The sequence below is a fragment of the Streptomyces sp. NPDC048419 genome, from assembly GCF_043200415.1.
Taxonomy (GTDB): Bacteria; Actinomycetota; Actinomycetes; order Streptomycetales; family Streptomycetaceae; genus Streptomyces.
This window is the reverse complement of record NZ_JBICXT010000018.1, coordinates 134,677-151,562: the sequence shown is the minus strand read 5'-3', so window position 1 is coordinate 151,562 and position 16,886 is coordinate 134,677. Positions and strand designations below refer to the sequence as shown.

At 69.0% G+C, this 16,886-nt stretch carries 15 protein-coding genes; 12 read left to right on the top strand and 3 right to left on the bottom strand.

The features are described from left to right. The first annotated feature begins 5 nt into the window (after nucleotides 1-5). The 11 genes from ACGFYN_RS32215 to ACGFYN_RS32165 all read left to right on the top strand — a co-directional run bounded on the left by ACGFYN_RS32215 (nucleotide 6) and on the right by ACGFYN_RS32165 (nucleotide 10,407). Nucleotides 6-1,502 (top strand): B12-binding domain-containing radical SAM protein, encoded by a 1,497-nt coding sequence (locus ACGFYN_RS32215; RefSeq protein ID WP_393869438.1) that lies wholly within the window; start codon nucleotides 6-8, stop codon nucleotides 1,500-1,502. Then, nucleotides 1,499-2,251, top strand: a complete 753-nt coding sequence (locus ACGFYN_RS32210; protein ID WP_393869437.1) for a DNA alkylation repair protein — start codon at nucleotides 1,499-1,501, stop codon at nucleotides 2,249-2,251. Before ACGFYN_RS32215 ends, ACGFYN_RS32210 begins: the two co-directional genes overlap by 4 nt. Before the next feature lie 4 nt (nucleotides 2,252-2,255). Continuing rightward, nucleotides 2,256-3,296 carry a DUF4872 domain-containing protein gene (locus ACGFYN_RS32205; protein WP_393869436.1) on the top strand — a complete coding sequence of 347 codons (1,041 nt, stop codon included), beginning with the start codon at nucleotides 2,256-2,258 and terminating at the stop codon, nucleotides 3,294-3,296. A gap of 15 nt (nucleotides 3,297-3,311) precedes the next feature. Next, the gene (locus ACGFYN_RS32200; protein WP_393869435.1) at nucleotides 3,312-3,725 is read left to right on the top strand and encodes a pentapeptide repeat-containing protein; all 414 of its coding nucleotides are present in this window, start codon (nucleotides 3,312-3,314) and stop codon (nucleotides 3,723-3,725) included. Then, nucleotides 3,722-5,509: a carbamoyltransferase gene (locus ACGFYN_RS32195; RefSeq protein WP_393869434.1), complete on the top strand. Its 1,788-nt coding sequence runs from the start codon at nucleotides 3,722-3,724 to the stop codon at nucleotides 5,507-5,509. The genes ACGFYN_RS32200 and ACGFYN_RS32195 overlap by 4 nt, the downstream gene beginning before the upstream one ends. A gap of 80 nt (nucleotides 5,510-5,589) precedes the next feature. Then, on the top strand, nucleotides 5,590-6,576 hold the full coding sequence (locus ACGFYN_RS32190) for a BtrH N-terminal domain-containing protein (RefSeq protein WP_393869433.1): 987 nt from the start codon (nucleotides 5,590-5,592) through the stop codon (nucleotides 6,574-6,576). Nucleotides 6,577-7,293: 717 nt separating this feature from the next. Further along, nucleotides 7,294-7,497, top strand: a complete 204-nt coding sequence (locus tag ACGFYN_RS32185; protein WP_393869432.1) for a cold-shock protein — start codon at nucleotides 7,294-7,296, stop codon at nucleotides 7,495-7,497. Between the two features lie 177 nt (nucleotides 7,498-7,674). Continuing rightward, nucleotides 7,675-9,177 carry a DEAD/DEAH box helicase gene (locus tag ACGFYN_RS32180; protein ID WP_393869507.1) on the top strand — a complete coding sequence of 501 codons (1,503 nt, stop codon included), beginning with the start codon at nucleotides 7,675-7,677 and terminating at the stop codon, nucleotides 9,175-9,177. Nucleotides 9,178-9,311: 134 nt separating this feature from the next. Then, nucleotides 9,312-9,572: a hypothetical protein gene (locus tag ACGFYN_RS32175; protein ID WP_393869506.1), complete on the top strand. Its 261-nt coding sequence runs from the start codon at nucleotides 9,312-9,314 to the stop codon at nucleotides 9,570-9,572. A 6-nt stretch (nucleotides 9,573-9,578) separates the two neighbouring features. Next, the gene (locus ACGFYN_RS32170) at nucleotides 9,579-9,905 is read left to right on the top strand and encodes an SCO5918 family protein (protein WP_393869431.1); all 327 of its coding nucleotides are present in this window, start codon (nucleotides 9,579-9,581) and stop codon (nucleotides 9,903-9,905) included. A 121-nt stretch (nucleotides 9,906-10,026) separates the two neighbouring features. Continuing rightward, nucleotides 10,027-10,407, top strand: coding sequence for an STAS domain-containing protein (locus ACGFYN_RS32165; protein ID WP_393869430.1), 381 nt, complete (start codon nucleotides 10,027-10,029; stop codon nucleotides 10,405-10,407). 142 nt (nucleotides 10,408-10,549) lie between these two features. On the opposite strand, the gene ACGFYN_RS32160 is transcribed toward ACGFYN_RS32165, so the two are convergent. The 3 genes from ACGFYN_RS32160 to lat all read right to left on the bottom strand — a co-directional run bounded on the left by ACGFYN_RS32160 (nucleotide 10,550) and on the right by lat (nucleotide 15,740). Further along, entirely contained in the window at nucleotides 10,550-12,736 is a 2,187-nt protein-coding gene (locus tag ACGFYN_RS32160; RefSeq protein WP_393869429.1) for a thiamine pyrophosphate-dependent enzyme, read from the bottom strand. Then, nucleotides 12,733-14,286 carry an aldehyde dehydrogenase family protein gene (locus tag ACGFYN_RS32155; RefSeq protein ID WP_393869428.1) on the bottom strand — a complete coding sequence of 518 codons (1,554 nt, stop codon included), beginning with the start codon at nucleotides 14,284-14,286 and terminating at the stop codon, nucleotides 12,733-12,735. Before ACGFYN_RS32155 ends, ACGFYN_RS32160 begins: the two co-directional genes overlap by 4 nt. A gap of 113 nt (nucleotides 14,287-14,399) precedes the next feature. Next, nucleotides 14,400-15,740: an L-lysine 6-transaminase gene (gene lat, locus ACGFYN_RS32150; RefSeq protein WP_393869427.1), complete on the bottom strand. Its 1,341-nt coding sequence runs from the start codon at nucleotides 15,738-15,740 to the stop codon at nucleotides 14,400-14,402. Between the two features lie 335 nt (nucleotides 15,741-16,075). Here lat and ACGFYN_RS32145 point away from each other — a divergent pair, with 335 nt between their 5' ends. Next, nucleotides 16,076-16,777: a Clp protease N-terminal domain-containing protein gene (locus ACGFYN_RS32145; protein WP_393869426.1), complete on the top strand. Its 702-nt coding sequence runs from the start codon at nucleotides 16,076-16,078 to the stop codon at nucleotides 16,775-16,777. The last annotated feature ends 109 nt before the right edge of the window (nucleotides 16,778-16,886 follow it).

Here is a 16,886-nt window from a genome sequence, read left to right as displayed (position 1 = left end):
GTCCCATGCGAGTGCTGCTCATCTCCACCAACAAGATCAGGGTGCCGCGCCCGGCCCTGCCCATCGGCATGGCCTACATCAGCGCCGCACTCAAGCACGCCGGACACGACGTCGACGTCCTGGACCTGCTGTGGGAGTCCCGGGAACTCAAGGCGGTCCGGGAACGGCTGACCACCAACACCTACGACGTCGTCGGCGTCGCCGTACGCAACCTGGACAACCTGACCTTCATCGACCCGGTCTTCTTCGGCCCGATGACCGAGAAGATCGTCCAGTGCGTCCGCAAGTACACCAGCGCCACGGTCGTCCTCGGCGGCTCCGGCTTCTCGGTCGAACCGCTGTCGTTCTTCGAGTACGCCCAGCCGGACTACGGCATCGCCGGTGAGGGCGAGGCCGGCATCGTCCAGCTGCTGGACCACCTCCAGAACGGCGGACGCCGGGAGTCGATCTCGGGACTGTGCTACCTAGACGAGAACGGCAAGTTCTGCCAGAACCAGTCCAACTCCGCCTTCGACCTGGGGGCGTTGGAGCCCGACCGGTCCGTCTACGACCCCCGCTACTTCGAGGAGGGCGTCTCGGCGGCCTCCGACCTCACCCGCGACCACCAGCCGGCCATCGAGACACTGCAGACCAAGCGGGGGTGCAAACTGTTCTGCTCGTACTGCATCATCCGCAAGACCGAGGGCAAGGGCGACCGGTTCAAGGACCCGGCCGAGGTCGTCGGCGAGATCCAGCGGGCGATGGCGCAGAACCCGGCCGTGCGGGAGTTCGAGATCGTCGACGCGACCTTCAACTACCCCATGGAGTACGCCGCCGAAGTGTGCGAGGAGATGATCCGCGCCAAGCTCGACGTGCCCTGGTACTGCCAGTTGACGCCGAACGCGGTCACCCCGGAGTTCGTGAAGCTGCTGCACGCGGCGGGCTGCATCCGGGTGGACCTCGGCACCGACGCCCTCACCGACCAGGCCCTGTCGGACCTGATGAAGGGCTTCGACATGGCGCGGGTCCTGGAGATCGACCGCCTCTTCACGGCCAGCCCCATCGAGCACACCCACTGCATCTTCCTCGGCGGGCCGGGGGAGACCCCGCAGGCCCTGAGGGAGTCGATCCGCTTCACCGAACGGTATTTGAACCCGGCCCAGATCTACGCCAACCTCGGCATCCGCATCCTAAGCGGCACCAAGCTCCAGCGCCAGGCCGTAAAGGCCGGCATCCTGCGGGAAGGCCAGGGCACCTTCGTCCCCGCCTTCTATGTGGAGCCGGCCATCCTCGAGGACCGCGAGACCCTCGACTTCGTCCGCGACGCCTACCTCAGCCACAAGAACTGGTACCTGTGGTGGGGCCTGGGCGGGCAGAACCTGGCGGACCGCTCCAAGGACACCATCCGGGCCGTGGTCGAGATGCAGCAGGAATACGACTACGTCATGGCCGGCAAGCCGCGCCTGGAACGCGCACCGAGGCCGACCACCCAGCCGCTCAAACTCACGATCGGCACCTCATGACGGATGTTCCGGCAGCCGCCGAGGAACTGCTCAAGACGCTCGCCTCCCGGGCGGATCCGGAATTCGCGGCGGGAATGCAGCGGTACTTCCCCCACGAAATCCGGGCGCTCGGAGTCGGCAACGCCGCCGTCACCGAGATCGCCACCGCCTACTTCCGGGACCGGCGCGACATCCCCGCGCCGACCCGACTGGCCCTGGCGGAGGCGGTGCTGGCGCGCGCCGAGTACCACGAGGAGGTGCTGCTGGGCTTCGCGATCCTGCACAAGGTCGCCAGAAGCGAATGCGGCGGCGAGCTGCTGGACCGCTGCGAACACTGGCTGGCGACGTACGTGTCCAACTGGGCGCAGTGCGACGACCTGTGCCTGAAGCTGCTGTACCCGTTCTTCCTCGGGCACCTGGACCTCATCCCGCAGACCCGGCGCTGGGTCGAGTCCACCTCACCGTGGGCCAGACGCGCCGCCAACGTGGCTGTCGTCAAGTTCGTCCGGCGCAAGGTGGGCCGGACGCTCTTCGAGCTGCCGACCTCGCACGTCTTCGACAACTGCGTCCGCCTGATGCCCGACGACCACGTCTACGTGCAGAAGGGCTGCGGCTGGCTGCTCAAGGTCACCGCCGAGGCCCATCCCGACGAAGTGGCCGAGTTCCTGCGCACCTGGCACACCGACATGCCCCGCGACACCTTCCGGTACGCGGTGCAGAAGATGGACCCGCAGCTGCGCCGGTCCTTGATGGCACTGGGACAGGGGTGACGCGATGACCGCGACCGGCCGCTACGTCCACCAACGGGGCATCCACTGCGAGACGGCCTGCCAATGCGCCCTTCTCGCGGCCGCCGGACACACGGTGGACGAGGAGGTCGTGTTCGGGCTGGACGCGGGATTCGGCTTCTCGTTCTTCCCGGCCAACGGCAACGCCCCGGACGTCGCCGTCGGCAAGCAGGCCATCATGCCGCTGCGGGCGGCGCGGCTCATGGGCGTCGACGTCACCCTGCACACCCCGAAGTCCGCCGCGGGCCTGGCCAAGCTGCTCGAGTCGGCGCCGGCGGTCATGGCCCGGGTGGACCTCGGCCGGCTCCCGTACTGGGGCCTGGGCGGACGCTCCTCCTTCGGCGGGTACTTCGTCAACGTGATCCGTCCCCTCGGCACCGATGCCTTCGAAGTGTCGGACCCGGCCTTCGACGACCCTGTGCCCGTCACCGCGACCGAGCTGCAGGCGGCCCGCTCCAGCCGCAACTCACCGCCGCTGAACCCGGACTGGAAGGTCTACGTCTTCGGCGCCCCGCGCAGAACACCGCGGCTGAACCTTGTCGGCCCGGTCGCCGTCCGCAACCTGTGCCGCGAGATCCTCAAACCGGGCAGCCGGAACCTGGGCATCCCCGGGCTGAAGCTGCTGGCCACGACGGCACCGTCCTGGCCACAGTCCAAGCACGGCGAGGTCGAGGACGTGGACCTGGCCGGCCAGGTGGTGCGCACCGACGCCCTGAACCGTCAACTCCTGCACCTGGGACGGCAGATCGAGTCGTTCGGCACCGGCGGCGGTCTGTTCCGCCCGATGCTCGGCCGCTACCTGACGCAGATGGCCGACAGCACCGGCGACGCACGCTACGCAGACGCCGCCGAACAGTTCCACGACAGCGGCTGGCTGTGGTCGACCCTGGCCTCCGCACTGCTGGCAGCCGGGGCCACCGCCACCGCACGCGACGATCTCAAAACGCTCGTGGACGCCGTGGCCGACACGGCACGGTCCGCGATGGACATCGAGAAGCGGGCGCTCACCGCGCTCACCACCCTGTAGCCGCGAGGTCGAGACATGCCCACCGAGGACGAGTCGGTACTGCTCCAGGGCCCCGAACACTGGAACGAGCACGCCCGAAGGCGCCGGGCGCAGGGCCCGTTCCGGCCCGACCTGCGCAAGGCGGCCCTGCACGGCGCCGACCTGCGGGGCGCCGAACTCGTCGGCGCCGACCTCACCGACGCCGTACTGAGCGAGTCGTACCTGATGAACGCCGACCTGCGAGGCGCGAATCTCGAGGGCGCCAACCTGTGCGAGGCGTACCTCATCCTCACCGAGCTGAACGACTGCCGGCTCGTCGGCGCCAATCTGGACGGTGCGGACCTCAGCGGCGCCGATCTGACCGGCGCCGAACTGGACGCGAACTTCCGGCGGTCGGCCGTCATTTCGGACTACCTCACGATCTGGCCTGGCGAAAGGAGCCCCTCATGATCGTTCTGGGCTACAACGGATTCGGCAAGTCCGCGGAAATCTTCGGGCGCCTCTTTCGCGCCACCGGAATCGACCGCCACCTGCTGTACGGCCACGACTCCTCCGCCGCCCTCCTCATCGACGGGAAGCTGGTCGCCGCCGTCGAGGAGGAACGGCTCAACCGGGAGAAGAAGACCTCGAAATTCCCGGTCAACGCGATGCGCTGGTGCCTGGAGTCGGCCGGGATAACCTTCGACGACGTCGACACCTTCGCCTTCTCCTGGCAGTTCTCCCAGGACGTGGTGAACAAGATGATCGCCGAGATCACCGAGGACCGCACGGCGACCGTGGAGGCGAAGTTCGCCCGCCTGCAACGCCTGGCGGAAACCCATGCGGCGCTGTTCAGCGAGGAGGCGACCCAGGCCGACTTCCTCGAATACACCGGCCACCGGCTGAGCCCGGAGAAGCTGGTCCGGGTTCCGCACCACATCGCACATCTGATGACCGGATATCACCTCTCGGGCGGCGGAGACGCGGCATTCCTGGTCAGCGACGGCCGCGCCGAATGGCTGTCGTCGATCATGGGCGAGGTGCGCCAAGGCGAGGCGAAGATCTTCGACGACGTCACCATCGACTCACGCCATTCGCTGGCGATGCTCTTCTCCGTGGTGACGCGCTACCTCGGATTCGTCCCGAACAACGACGAGTACAAGGTGATGGGACTGGCCGGCTACGGCCCGCCGCCGGACCCGAACCCGTTCCTCACGGACGTGGTCGAGATCTGCCCCGACGGCACCTACAAGATTCCCTATCCGGCGAACGCCGTACCCGCCTACTACGAACTCTTCGACCGCGTCTTCGGCGGAGACCCGCAATGCCGCGAAGAGTTCGACTACCGGGTCCGCGTGGCCAGTGCGGCACAGCACATGCTCGAGACGGTGACCGCCGGACAGATCCGCACGCTCGAAGCCCGCAGCGACCTCTCCCGCGTGATCTTCGAGGGCGGACTCGCCCTGAACTGCGTCAACAACAGCAAGCTGCTGGAGCGTTCCCGCTTCAGCGAGATGGACGTCAGCTTCGGCGCCAGCGACGTCGGCGTGGCCATCGGCGCGGCCCTGTTCGCGAGCCAGCAGGCCGGCACACCGCCCCGGGCCGGCAGGTCACCGTACCTGGGCCCGAGTTACGGTGGCCAGGAGATCCAGACGGCCCTCCAGCAGTACGCCGACCAGGTCACCTGGCGCGAACTGGACCCCGAGGACGTGCCTCGCGAGGCCGCGACCCTGATGCAGGAGCGATGCGTCATCGGCTGGTTCCAGGGGCGTCTCGAATACGGGCCGCGCGCCCTGGGCAACCGGAGCATCCTGGCCAATCCCAGGTTCCCCGACATCAAGGACGTCATCAACGAACGCATCAAGCACCGCGAGCAGTTCCGGCCCTTCGCCCCCGTGGTCCTCGAACACCTCGCGCCCGACGTCTTCGCCCTCGGCAAGAAGACGTCCTCGCCGTACATGACCTTCGTGGTCCCGGTGCGACCCGAGTACCAGGAAAAGATCCAGGGCGCCTGCCATGTCGACTCCACCTCGCGCATCCAGACGGTCACCGAGGACAGCAATCCACTGCTGGCCGAACTGCTGCGCCAGTTCACCGAGCTCACCGGGATTCCCTGCCTGATCAACACCTCGTTCAACGTCGCCGGCGAACCCATCGTCTGCTCACCCGCCGACGCCCTGGCCTGCTTCCTCAAGACAGAGATGGATCATCTGTTCCTCGGCAACTTCCTGGTCTCGCGTGCTTCGAGTGAGTGAACATCTCTCCGGCCCCGGACGCCAACTGCCCTTAAGGAGGCTGCGCTACGATCCACGCGGAGAAAGGGAGAGGTGAACAAGTGTCGCTTTTAGAGGCAGAACCGTTCGTCGGTAAACACTGCGAGTCGACCACCCTGGTGAATCTGCTGCGGCAGCAGGAGATCGACTTGTCGGAGTCGCTGGTCTTCGGCATTGCCGGCGGCCTGTCGTTCATCTACTGGCGGACGAAGCAGATGCCGACGCCGTTCATCGGCGGCCGCATCAAGCCCGACACGCTGTCCGCCAATCTCGCCGGCGCACTCAACCTGCGGCTGTCCGTGCACGAGACCTCCTCGGTGAAACGGGCCAGGGAGCAACTGCTGGAAGAGCTTGAATCCGGAACCGTCGTCGGCCTCAAGCTCGACCGCTACTTCCTCGACTACTCCACCGACGACTTCCGGTTCGCGGCACACTACGTCGCCTGCGTCGGACACGACGACGACCGTTTCGCCCTGGTCGAAACGCAGCCGCTCGGCCTGCAATGGGCCACCGGCGAATCCCTCACGACCGCACGCGACGCCCGCGGTCCGATGAGTTCACGCAACCGCGCATTCACCCTCGCCCGCCAGAAAGGCGGCCTACCCGATCTCGGGGAAGCCGCCCGCAAAGGCATCAAAATGGCGACGGAGAACATTCTCAATCCGCCGATCTCCAACTTCGGATACAAAGGCATGCACAAGGTTGCCGACCTCATGCCGCAGTGGCTCGACGACCTCGAGTCGCCCGCAGACAGCCTCCCCGAGATCAGCACGATCATGGAAGACGCGGGAACCGGCGGGGGCCTGTTCCGCGCGATGTGGGCCGACTTCCTGGCAGAGACCGCCGAACTCACCGGCAACGACGCCTTCCAGGAGACCTCGGACGCCTACCGCGAGGTCTCGAAGAAGTGGACCGCAGTGGCCGGGCTCCTGCAGGAAGCCGGAGCCGAGTCCTCGCGAGAATCCCTCCACAGCGCCTCGAAGCTGGTGCACGAGGCCGCCGAGGAGGAACAGCACCTGATGGGCCGCCTCCTGGAACTGTCGAGCTGACCCGCGTCTCCGGCCCGGAGCACATGAGTGAGGCGGACAGAACGGCGTCGTGGGTTCTGGCGCCGACGAGTGGGGCCCAGGGCCTCGCCTGCGGCGACGTCACCCCCACCGGCCGTCGGGACGGGGTGAGGGAGGCCACTGCGCTGCCGGGGTGGGCCACCGCACGGAGCACCGTGCCGCCGACGACTCGCAGGCGGCGATCGAATTCGAAGCCGAAAATATTTGCGCCGGCTTCGATCGGCACGTAGGTGCGCTTGGGCCGGTGGACCCGGGTCGACTGCACATCGCCGGGGTGCAGTCGCTCGGGCCGCGTCACGACGCTTCCCCCAGGTCACACGTGTAGCACCCAGTGGTCAACTCGCCGCTCAATCAGAGTACTTGGTGCTCCCGCGTGTCCGCCCGGGAAGCCCGCCGACGCCGCCGCCCTGCTGTCCGCCCCCGCCCCCGCCCGTCGCCTCACCGCAGGCGCGCCGCCGGCCCGCTGACGAATATCTGTGCTCTCGAAGGGAGAAATTGACAGGTGAAACGGGGAATATTCCGTCGCCGGTCGACAGGGCGAAATTATTCCCGACCCATGGCCGACTACGCCGTGCTACTGTCGAATCAGGTTGCAGTTGTGGTTGCCAAAAGGGTTCATTTTCCGACGGGTTGATCATCACGGCGACACGGAGTCTGCACACGGCAAACTCCGAGCACCGTTTCCGAAGGAGAATTGACATGGCCACCGGTACTGTGAAGTGGTTCAACGCCGAAAAGGGCTTCGGCTTCATCGCGCAGGACGGCGGCGGCGCCGACGTCTTCGCCCACTACTCGAACATCGCCGCCCAGGGCTTCCGCGAGCTGCGGGAGGGCCAGCAGGTGTCGTTCGACGTCGCTCAGGGCCAGAAGGGCCCGACCGCCGAGAACATCGTTCCGGCCTGACATCGGGTCTGACGCATACTTAGCAGCTGGGGCCCGCACCTTGGGGTGCGGGCCCCAGCTCGCTGCATTTCAGGGGGATTCGCCCCCGCTGTCTTCGGGTCCTTCTCGCGATTCTCTGCGCCGGTCATCGTGCCGCGGGAATTCCTTGATACGCACCCGCATCGAGGAAGGTTCCGCATCAACCGAGCACGCATTTCCCGGACCGCACGCACCGTACCCGCCGCACGCGCGCCCCGCGCGCCCCGCGCCTACGACCGCTTCGAGAGCCCTGCCGCGGGCCGCTCCGGCACCCGACGCCGCCCCAAGCCCAACGGGCAGGGTGGCCGTCCGGCCGCTCCCAGCGCCGAGTTCGCACCGCTGAAGACGATCGAGCCCGCGCTGCCCGCCGTCGAGTCGTTCGCAGAACTCGCCCTGCCCGCACCGCTGCTGGCCGCGCTCGGCCACGAAGGCGTGAGCGTACCGTTCCCGATCCAGGCGGCCACCCTGCCGAACTCCCTGGCCGGCCGAGACGTACTCGGCCGTGGACGCACGGGTTCCGGCAAGACCCTCGCCTTCGGCCTCCCCGTACTGGCCCGCACGGCCGGCCGGCGGGCCGAACCCCGGCGGCCGCTGGCCCTCGTCCTGGTGCCCACCCGTGAGCTCGCCCAGCAGGTCACCGACGCGCTCGCCCCGTACGCACGCGCCGTGCGGCTGCGGCTGGCCACCGTGGTCGGCGGTCTGTCGGTCGGCCGGCAGGCGAACGCTCTGCGGGCCGGAGCGGAGGTCGTCGTCGCGACACCGGGACGGCTCAAGGACCTCATCGACCGCGGCGACTGCCGGCTGGACGACGTCGCCGTCACCGTCCTGGACGAGGCGGACCAGATGACCGACATGGGATTCCTGCCCCAGGTCACCGCGCTGCTCGACCAGGTGCGTCCCGGCGGTCAGCGGATGCTCTTCTCGGCCACCCTCGACCGCAACGTCGACCTGCTGGTCCGCCGCTACCTGAGCGACCCGGTGGTCCACTCCGTCGACCCGTCGGCAGGTGCGGTCACCACCATGGAGCACCACGTCCTCCATGTGCACGAGGCGGACAAGCACCGCACGACCACCGAGATCGCGGCGCGGGACGGCCGGGTGATCATGTTCCTGGACACGAAGCACGCGGTGGACCGGCTGACCAAACACCTCCTCGACAGCGGCGTGCGCGCCGCCGCCCTGCACGGCGGCAGGTCCCAGCCGCAGCGCACCCGGACCCTCGCGCAGTTCAAGAGCGGTCAGGTGACCGCGCTGGTGGCGACCAACGTCGCGGCTCGCGGCATCCACGTCGACGACCTCGACCTGGTCGTCAACGTGGATCCGCCCGGCGACCACAAGGACTACCTGCACCGTGGCGGCCGCACGGCCCGCGCCGGCGCGTCCGGCAGCGTCGTCACCCTGGTGACCCCCGGTCAGCGTCGCGACATGGCCCGGCTGATGGCATCGACCGGCATCAACCCGACCATCACCGCGGTGCGTTCGGGCGAGGCCGAGCTGGGCCGCATCACGGGCGCCAAGGCCCCGTCCGGTGTACCGGTCGTCATCGCCGTGCCGACCGCGGAACCGTCCCGCCGGACCGCACCTCGTGCTTCGGCCTCGGCCCGGGGCCGTCGAGGGCGCGCCGCTCGGGGCGGGTCCGCCGGCAAGCGCCGCGCGGCATGACATGGCGCCGGCCCGTCGTCGACCGGCGGCGGGCGGCCCGCGCAGAGCCATCGCGACCAGCACGTCCGCCCGTACCGCAGGAGGCAACTGTGACACCGGTTCAGACGCATCGAAACCCGATCACTCCCGACGCCATGACCAGGGCCGGCCACCTGGACACGACCGAGCTACGGGTCCTTGACGACATGACCCTCGAGGTGGCCCTGTCCGTCATGGCCGGTGCCGGTGTGGAGTACCTGCTCCTGTGCGACGGGGACGACGAGCGCACCGGCTCGGTCACCCGTGCCGAACTCGCCGTGCACCGCCGCAGCTCCGTCTACACGGACCGCGTCCGGCTGCGGGACGTCATCGGCGCACCGTGCCCCATCGTCAGCCCCTCCTCCTGCTCCCTGTGAGGCATCATGCGCTGTGTCATCGCCCGGTACCCGTTCGAACTGACCAAGGACAAAGTGGTGACCTTGATGGCGGGCGTCAAACCCGAGCTCGTCACCGGTGACTCGGTGACCGTCGGGCGCCGCCGCTATCCCGTGAAGCAGGTCGGTGAGGTCATCACCCGGCAGGACCGCCGCGACTTCACCGGCGGCGAGGTGACCCGGGCCATGGCCCGCCTGGGCTTCACCTGCCACGGCCGCCCCGAGGCCGCGCCACCCCTGGCCGCCCCGGGCGCCCGCGGACCCCTCCAGGTCGTCCCCGAACTGCTCGGGAACCTCCACCCGCAGGACGCGTGACGCAGGGCGCGTGACGCCTTGCGGCGGGCGGCGGGAGCGGGTGGCGTTCGACCGCGCGCCGTGAAGCGCCGACCGGACGGACCGGGCAGACCGAACAGACCGGACAGAGGAGTTGGGCCGCATGCGCCCTCGTCCCGACCCGCCCGAGCGCTACCGGGCGCCCGACCTGTTCGACGAATGCCGGCTGGTGCGCGCTCACGGCGAGCTGGACCCGACCACCATGGCCCCCCTGGCGCACGCCCTGGAGGAGGCCCTTACCGGATACGGGCGCGTCTTCGTCATCGTCGACCTCCGTGACGTGACCCTCACCGACGGAAGCATCCTGCAGCCGCTGTGTGCAGCATGGGACGACTGCCGGGCCCGGCAGGGCTGGGTCCGGGTCGTCCACAGCAGCACGGCGATCGACCTGGTCCTGCTGGGCGGCGGCGTGCTCGGTCACTTCCCCGCCCATGCCAGCCCCCAGGACGCCTGGCGGGGAAGGACTACGGCAGGTTGCCCGTGAGCAGATGCAGGAGCCGGCCGCCCCCGATGTTCGCCGAGTCCTGGATCTGCCGTGGATACCACGCACCCCGGGTCTCGCCCCGCATACCCCTCCGCGAGCGTCGCGAGATCACCGGAGCCGACTGGAGCCTGACCAGCCGTCGTCACTCATGAGCATGCGGTCCCGCTGAGAGCAACTCCTGGGCGGCGCGCTCGACATCGGTCTCCGACACCAGCACCAACTGCGCCGCCTTCCCCAGCGGTACGAAGCTGTCCGCGCTCGTGACCCGGCGCACCGTGCCCGTGAAGCCGGCGTCGAGCAGGGCGGTGACGACTCCCTCGGACACGCCTCCGGTACGGCGGGTCTCGTCGACCACGAGGACGCGGCCCGTCGCGCGGGCCTCCCGGAGGAGGTCGTCGACAGGGAGAGGGGCCAGCCAGCGCAGGTCGACGACCCGGGCGGCGATGTCCTGTTGTTCCAGGCGGCGTGCGGCTCGGAGGGAGATGGGGACGCCGTTGCCGCAGGTGACGAGGGTCAGGTCCTTGCCGGTGCCGTAGGTGCGGGCGCGGCCGATCGGTACGTGTTGCGCCGGTCGCGGGTAGGCGGCGAGCCAGGCGTTGTCGCCCTCCTCGTGGAGGTCTCGCGTGTGGTAGAGCGCGATCGGTTCGAGGAAGGCACAGACCGTGCCGTCCACCTTCGCCGCCGCCACGCATGTGCGGAGCATCGCGGCCGCGTCGTCGGGGCGGGAGGGGGAGGCGATGACCAGGCCGGGGATGTCGCGCAGGGCGCCGAGCGCGTTGTCGTTGTGGAAGTGGCCGCCGAAACCGCGCTGGTAGCCGTAGCCGGCGATGCGGACGACCAGCGGATTGCGGTACTGGCCCTGCGAGAAGAACTGCAACGTCGCTGCCTCGCCCCGCAGTTGGTCCGCAGCGTTGTGCAGATAGGCGAGGTACTGGATCTCCGGCACCGGGAGCAGGCCGGACACGCCCGCCCCCAACGCCAGCCCGAGGATGGACTGTTCGTCGAGGAGGGTGTCGAAGACCCGGGCCGTGCCGAAGCGACGCTGAAGGCCGCGGGTGACGCCGTAGACGCCGCCCTTGCGGCCCACGTCCTCGCCGAAGACCACCATCTCCGCGTGGGTGCCCAGCAGATCGGCGAGGGTGTGGGTGATGGACTGCGCGACCGTGACCGGCTCGCCCACCGGCGCTGTGGGTGGTTCGGTTGTACGGCGTGCTGTCCTCGCCACTTGGGCGGGGCTGCGGGGTGCGATGGGGGCGGCGATCTGCTCGGCGGTGGTCAGGGGCTCGCTCTCCAGAGCCTCCTTGGCTACGGCGAACACGCTGCCGCTCACCTCGTCGTAGCGGTCGAGGATCTGTTGAGGGGTGAGGATGCCGGCAGAGGCGAGAAGGCGGGCCGTGGCCAGCAAGGGGTCGCGTTCCAGATCCGCGGTGACCTCGGACGGCGTTCGGTAGGCGGCTTCGGCGTCCGAGCCTGCGTGGCCGAGGAAGCGGACCAACGACAGGTGCAGGAAGGCGGGTTGGCGGGTCTTGCGGACGTGGGCCGCCGCCTCGCGCGCGGCGTCATAGGCGGATTGGGGGTCGCAGCCGTCCGCGGGGAAGTAGGCGAGGCCGGGGCGGTTGCCGTAGGCCTGCTGCACCCAGTCGTGGGGCGTCGGGACGCTGATGCCCAGGCCGTTGTCCTCGCAGACGAACAGGATCGGCATCGGCAGGCCCTGAAAGGCCGCGTGGCAGGCGCTGTTGATGGCGCCCGCCGCGGTGGAGTGGTTGACCGACGCGTCGCCGAAGGTGCAGCAGACGACGGCGTCGGAGGGCCAGGCGCACTCCGTGCCCAGGCGCTTGGCGCGGGCGATGCTCCATGCGACACCGACCGCCCGTGGGAGGTGGGAGGCGATGGTCGACGTCTGCGGGATGACGGCGAGTTCGTGGCGGCCGTAGACCTTGTGCCGGCCGCCGGCGATCGGTTCGTCGGCTCCTGCGGCGACGCCCAGCAGCATGTCCCGGAGCGCGTCTATGCCGCCCACTTGGTGGGCGCGGGCGGCGTAGAAGGCGCCGGAGCGGTAGTGCAGCAGGGCCGGGTCGGTGGGGCGTAGGGCGAGCGCGAGGGCGGCGTTGCCTTCGTGACCGCTCGACCCGATGGTGTAGTAGCCGCGGCCCTCTTGCTGCATCCAGCGGGCGGCGAAGTCGGTGTGCCTGCTGGCGAGTTGGGCGTCGAACAGGTCGAGTGCGGTGCGCGTGTCCAGGCGGTCGGTTTCGGGCAGCGGTGCGTCCGGGGCCCGTAGACCGGCCACCTCCTCGCGGAAGTGCCGGTCCAGGTCCTCTACGGCGCTCACAGGCGGAAGGAGAGATCGGGCTCGAGCGTGGCCACGTCCATCTGCGCCTTTTGCAGACGGCCGGAGTAGTCCCAGTTCATCGACTGCCAGCGCGTGAACTGGTCGAGCACCCACTGCCCGGACTGCCGACTGCCGTTGCCCGACTTGCCGTTGCCGCCGAACGGCAGGTGCGCCTCGGCCCCGGAGGTGGTGTTGTTGACGCTGACCATGCCCGCCGAGATGCCGCGCCGGTACGTCCACACCTCGTGCGGATCGGTGGTGTAGATCGCGGCGGACAGGCCGTAGCCGTGGGCGTTGGCCAGGTCGAGGGCCTCGTCGAAGGTGCGGTAGGTGGTCACGGAGACGATCGGGCCGAAGGTCTCGTTGAGGAACAGGTCGTCGTCGCGGCGCACTCCGTCGACGATGACCGGGTGGTAGAACATACCCGCCTCGGGGTCGCCCACGAAGCCCTTGCGCGGGTTGCCGGACGTGATCCGTCCGACGCCGTCGGAGCCGTACGTACGGTGATGGTCCTTGATCCAGCCGAGGAAGGTCTCGTAGCGCTGCGCGAAGCGCTCGTCGAGCATCGGGCCGTAGAGGACGTCCTCGAAGGCGTCACCGACACGGGCAGCGCGGCTCGCGGCGTCGAAACGGGCGAGGAAGTCCTCGTGCACCGACTCGTGCACGATCAGCGTGCCGAGGGAGGTGCAGCGCTGGCCCGCCGTGCCGAAGCCGGAGAACAACGCCCCCTCTACCGCCAGGTCGAGCTGTGCACTCGGGGCGACCACCTGCGGGTTCTTGCCGCCCAACTCCAGGCAGGGGGCTTGGAGATGGCTGCCGCACAGGGCGCCGATCTTCTGGCCGACGACCGTGGAGCCCGTGAAGCCGACCTTGTCGATCAGGCCGGCGTCGAGGGAGGACTCGAGTCCGGCGTACGTCTGCTCGCCGTCGGCGAGGACGAGGTTGAGTACGCCGTCGGGCAGGCCGCCTCCGTGCACGAACAGCTCGAAGAGGGCCTTGGCGCTGGCGGCGGCGTACTCGGCGGGTTTCCACACCACGGTGTTGCCGGTCACGAGTGCCGGTACGAGGTACCAGGAGGGCACGGCCACCGGGAAGTTGCCCGCGGTGATCACGGCGACCGCGCCCATGGGGTTGCGGAAGGTGAAGAGTTGCTTGTCGGGCATCTCGGAGGGCACCGTCTGGCCGTAGAGCCGACGCCCCTCGCCCAGGAAGAAGTCACAGGTGTCGATGATCTCCTGGACCTCGCCGAGCGCCTCGGCCAGCGGCTTGCCGATCTCCTCGGTCACGATGCGGGCGAGCCGCTCCTTGTTCGCCTCGACGAGCCGGCCGATCTTTCCGATCGCGGACCCGCGCACCGGCGCCGGGACGTCCGCCCACGCACGCTGAGCCGCCTTCGCGGCTCTGGCGGCCTCGACGAAGGTCGAGGCGTCCGCGAGTGACACCTCGGTGACCACTTCGGCCGTACGACCTGGATTGGGGCGCCGAAGAGTCCCGCCGGGAGCGCCGGAGACCGGATGGCCGGCAACGATCGAGGCGACGGAACGGGCCATGTGTTTGCTCCTTGTCGGCGGGGCGGTTGTTCTTCCGGGGCGGTTGTTCTTCCAGAGCGGGCGAGGGCGGCTGAGACGCGTATCCGGGGCGGTCGGCGCAGGCCGCGGGGCGGTCAGCGCAGGCCGGCGAGGACCCGGTCGAGGGCCCGCAGGGCGAAGCCGATCTCGTCCTGGGTGACGGTCAGGGCGGGGCGGAAGCGCACCGTACGCTCACCACACGGCAAGGCGATCACCTGCTCCTCGGTTCGCAGCCGGCGTGCCACGTCGTCGCGGACGCCGCCGTCCGGCAGATCGATGGCGCACATCAGCCCGCGTCCCCGCGCGTTGGACGCGACCGGTGTGTGCCGGGCTTCGAGATCACGTAGTTCGGACTGGAACCACGCTCCCACGGCAGCGGCGTTGGCCACCAGATCGTCTCTCTCGATGATCTCCAGGATGCGGCGGGCCCGGACCATGTCGACCAGGCCGCCGCCCCAGGTGGAGTTGATCCGCCCGGAGACCTGGAGGACGTTGTCGGGTACCAGGTCGACCCGGCGGCCGGCCATGATGCCGCCGAGCTGGACCTTCTTGGCGAAGGCGACGATGTCCGGCTCGAGACCGAGTTGCTGGTAGGCCCAGGTGGTGCCGGTCATCCCCACGCCGGTCTGCACCTCGTCGAGCACGAACAGGGCGTCGTACTCGTGGCAGAGCGCCTGCATCGCCTGCAGGAACTCCGGGCGCATGTGGTTGTCGCCGCCCTCGCCCTGGATCGGCTCGGCGATGAAGCAGGCGATGTCGTGCGGGTTGTCCTCGAACGCCTGCCGCGCCTGCGCGAGGGCCGCTCGCTCGGCCTCCTCGACCTCGGCGAGGTGGCGCTCCAGGGGGAAGCGGACGGCGGGTACGTCGATGCGCGGCCAGTCGAACTGCGGGAAACGGGCCGTCTTGTTGGGCTCGGTGTTGGTCAGCGAGAGCGTGTAGCCGCTGCGGCCGTGGAACGCCTTGCGGAGGTGGAGCACCTTGGTGCCGAGTTCGGGGGAGCGGCCGGCGGCCTCGTTGCGGCGGCTCTTCCAGTCGAACGCCGTCTTGAGCGCGTTCTCGACGGCGAGCGCGCCGCCCTCGACGAAGAACATCCTCGGCAGGTCCGGATCGCCCAGCACCCGGGCGAACGTCTCGACGAACTCGGCGTAGTGCGTGGTGTAGACGTCGGGGTTGGCGGGCTTGTTCGCCGCGACCTGCGCCAGGAGGGTCATGAACTCCGGGTCGTCCACGATGCCCGGCGCGTTGAGACCCAGCGGGGCGGACGCGAAGAACGAGTAGAGGTCGAGGAACTTCTCACCGGTGCGCGCGTCGACGAGCCACGAGCCCCGACTGGCGAGCGGATCGAGCACAAGCTTGAAACCGTCGGTCAGCACATGCTGACCGAGCCTCTCGTGCACCTCGTCGGGGTGGACCGCCGACACAGCTGCAACCGTCATGGAGGTACCTACTCTCGATAGCCGTCTACCGAAGAAACTTCGTCGAACGCGAGAATCAGCGACAATATTTTAGGTATGAGGCGGGATGTGCCGCAAGGTTTCGTGCAGTGCTGGGTGTGGGCGGGTTGGGTGGATGCGGCGGGCGCGCCCGGTCCGGGGGTGGGCGGACGGTGGAGATGCGGGGGTGGCAATGCCCCTTCCTGTTCAAGAGGTAGCCCGGGCAGGGGGCTTTGGTGCAGCTCAAGTGGGCCGTTGGGGGTACTGCGTGCCCCGCAACCGGAAACGAGCGTCAATTACAAGTTGACGCTGGCGGATCGTCAACTTACGATTGACGCATGAGTCCACTCGACATCAGCCTCGCCGACCTGATCGCACGGCTCGACGAGGAACTCCCCGAGGCCGACCAACTGGCCCGCATCAGCGAGGCGCGACTCCGCGCCCAGACCCTGTCCGACCTCGGTGACCAGCTCATCGACCACTACGTCAGCAAGGCCAAGCAGACCGGCGCGTCGTGGACCGAGATCGGCGACGCCATCGGAGTGTCCAAGCAGGCCGCCCAACAGCGCCACGCACCCGCCGCGTTCGAGCGCTTCACCAACCTGAACCGGCACAGCATCGTGCTGGCGCAGGAGGCCGCCCGAACCCACAAGCACGACTCCATCGGCACCGAACACATGCTGCTCGGCCTGCTCGGCGAACCGCGGGGCCTGGCCTACGAGGTCCTGGTGGCGAAGACCGAGTCGGAGCAGCGCATCCGCGAGGCGATCGAGGAAGCGATGGCGCCGGCCGGGGCGAAGGCGCTCCGCGGTCACATCGCGTTCCGACCGGAGAGCAAGGAAGCCATCGAGCAGGCGCACCGCGCCTCGGCCGACCTCGGCCACGACTGGGTCGGCACGGAACACACCCTGCTGGGCCTGATCCGCACCGAACAGGGCCTCGCCGCCCAGATCCTCCGCAACCTCGGCTTCACCGCCGACGAACTGCGCGAGACGGTCAAGTCCGAGATCACCGAACGGCTCGCCGCACGCGACAAGTAGTCAAGCAGTAACGAATAAAGAGTCCGGACTTGGCCCCTTGCGGCCCGTCCGTCCAGGCCTACGAACTCGGTGAGGTCCCCGCAGACGTCGCCGCAGGCGTCCCCCGGCC

Bases quoted from the DNA above. Each gene is read 5' to 3' on its own strand.
- lat (WP_393869427.1), bottom strand. From the start codon at position 15,740: ATGACGGTTGCAGCTGTGTCGGCGGTCCACCCCGACGAGGTGCACGAG.
- ACGFYN_RS32155 (WP_393869428.1), bottom strand. From the start codon at position 14,286: ATGGCCCGTTCCGTCGCCTCGATCGTTGCCGGCCATCCGGTCTCCGGC.
- ACGFYN_RS32175 (WP_393869506.1), top strand. From the start codon at position 9,312: ATGACCAGGGCCGGCCACCTGGACACGACCGAGCTACGGGTCCTTGAC.
- ACGFYN_RS32170 (WP_393869431.1), top strand. From the start codon at position 9,579: ATGCGCTGTGTCATCGCCCGGTACCCGTTCGAACTGACCAAGGACAAA.
- ACGFYN_RS32200 (WP_393869435.1), top strand. From the start codon at position 3,312: ATGCCCACCGAGGACGAGTCGGTACTGCTCCAGGGCCCCGAACACTGG.
- ACGFYN_RS32205 (WP_393869436.1), top strand. From the start codon at position 2,256: ATGACCGCGACCGGCCGCTACGTCCACCAACGGGGCATCCACTGCGAG.
- ACGFYN_RS32210 (WP_393869437.1), top strand. From the start codon at position 1,499: ATGACGGATGTTCCGGCAGCCGCCGAGGAACTGCTCAAGACGCTCGCC.
- ACGFYN_RS32215 (WP_393869438.1), top strand. From the start codon at position 6: ATGCGAGTGCTGCTCATCTCCACCAACAAGATCAGGGTGCCGCGCCCG.
- ACGFYN_RS32195 (WP_393869434.1), top strand. From the start codon at position 3,722: ATGATCGTTCTGGGCTACAACGGATTCGGCAAGTCCGCGGAAATCTTC.
- ACGFYN_RS32165 (WP_393869430.1), top strand. From the start codon at position 10,027: ATGCGCCCTCGTCCCGACCCGCCCGAGCGCTACCGGGCGCCCGACCTG.
- ACGFYN_RS32185 (WP_393869432.1), top strand. From the start codon at position 7,294: ATGGCCACCGGTACTGTGAAGTGGTTCAACGCCGAAAAGGGCTTCGGC.
- ACGFYN_RS32145 (WP_393869426.1), top strand. From the start codon at position 16,076: ATGAGTCCACTCGACATCAGCCTCGCCGACCTGATCGCACGGCTCGAC.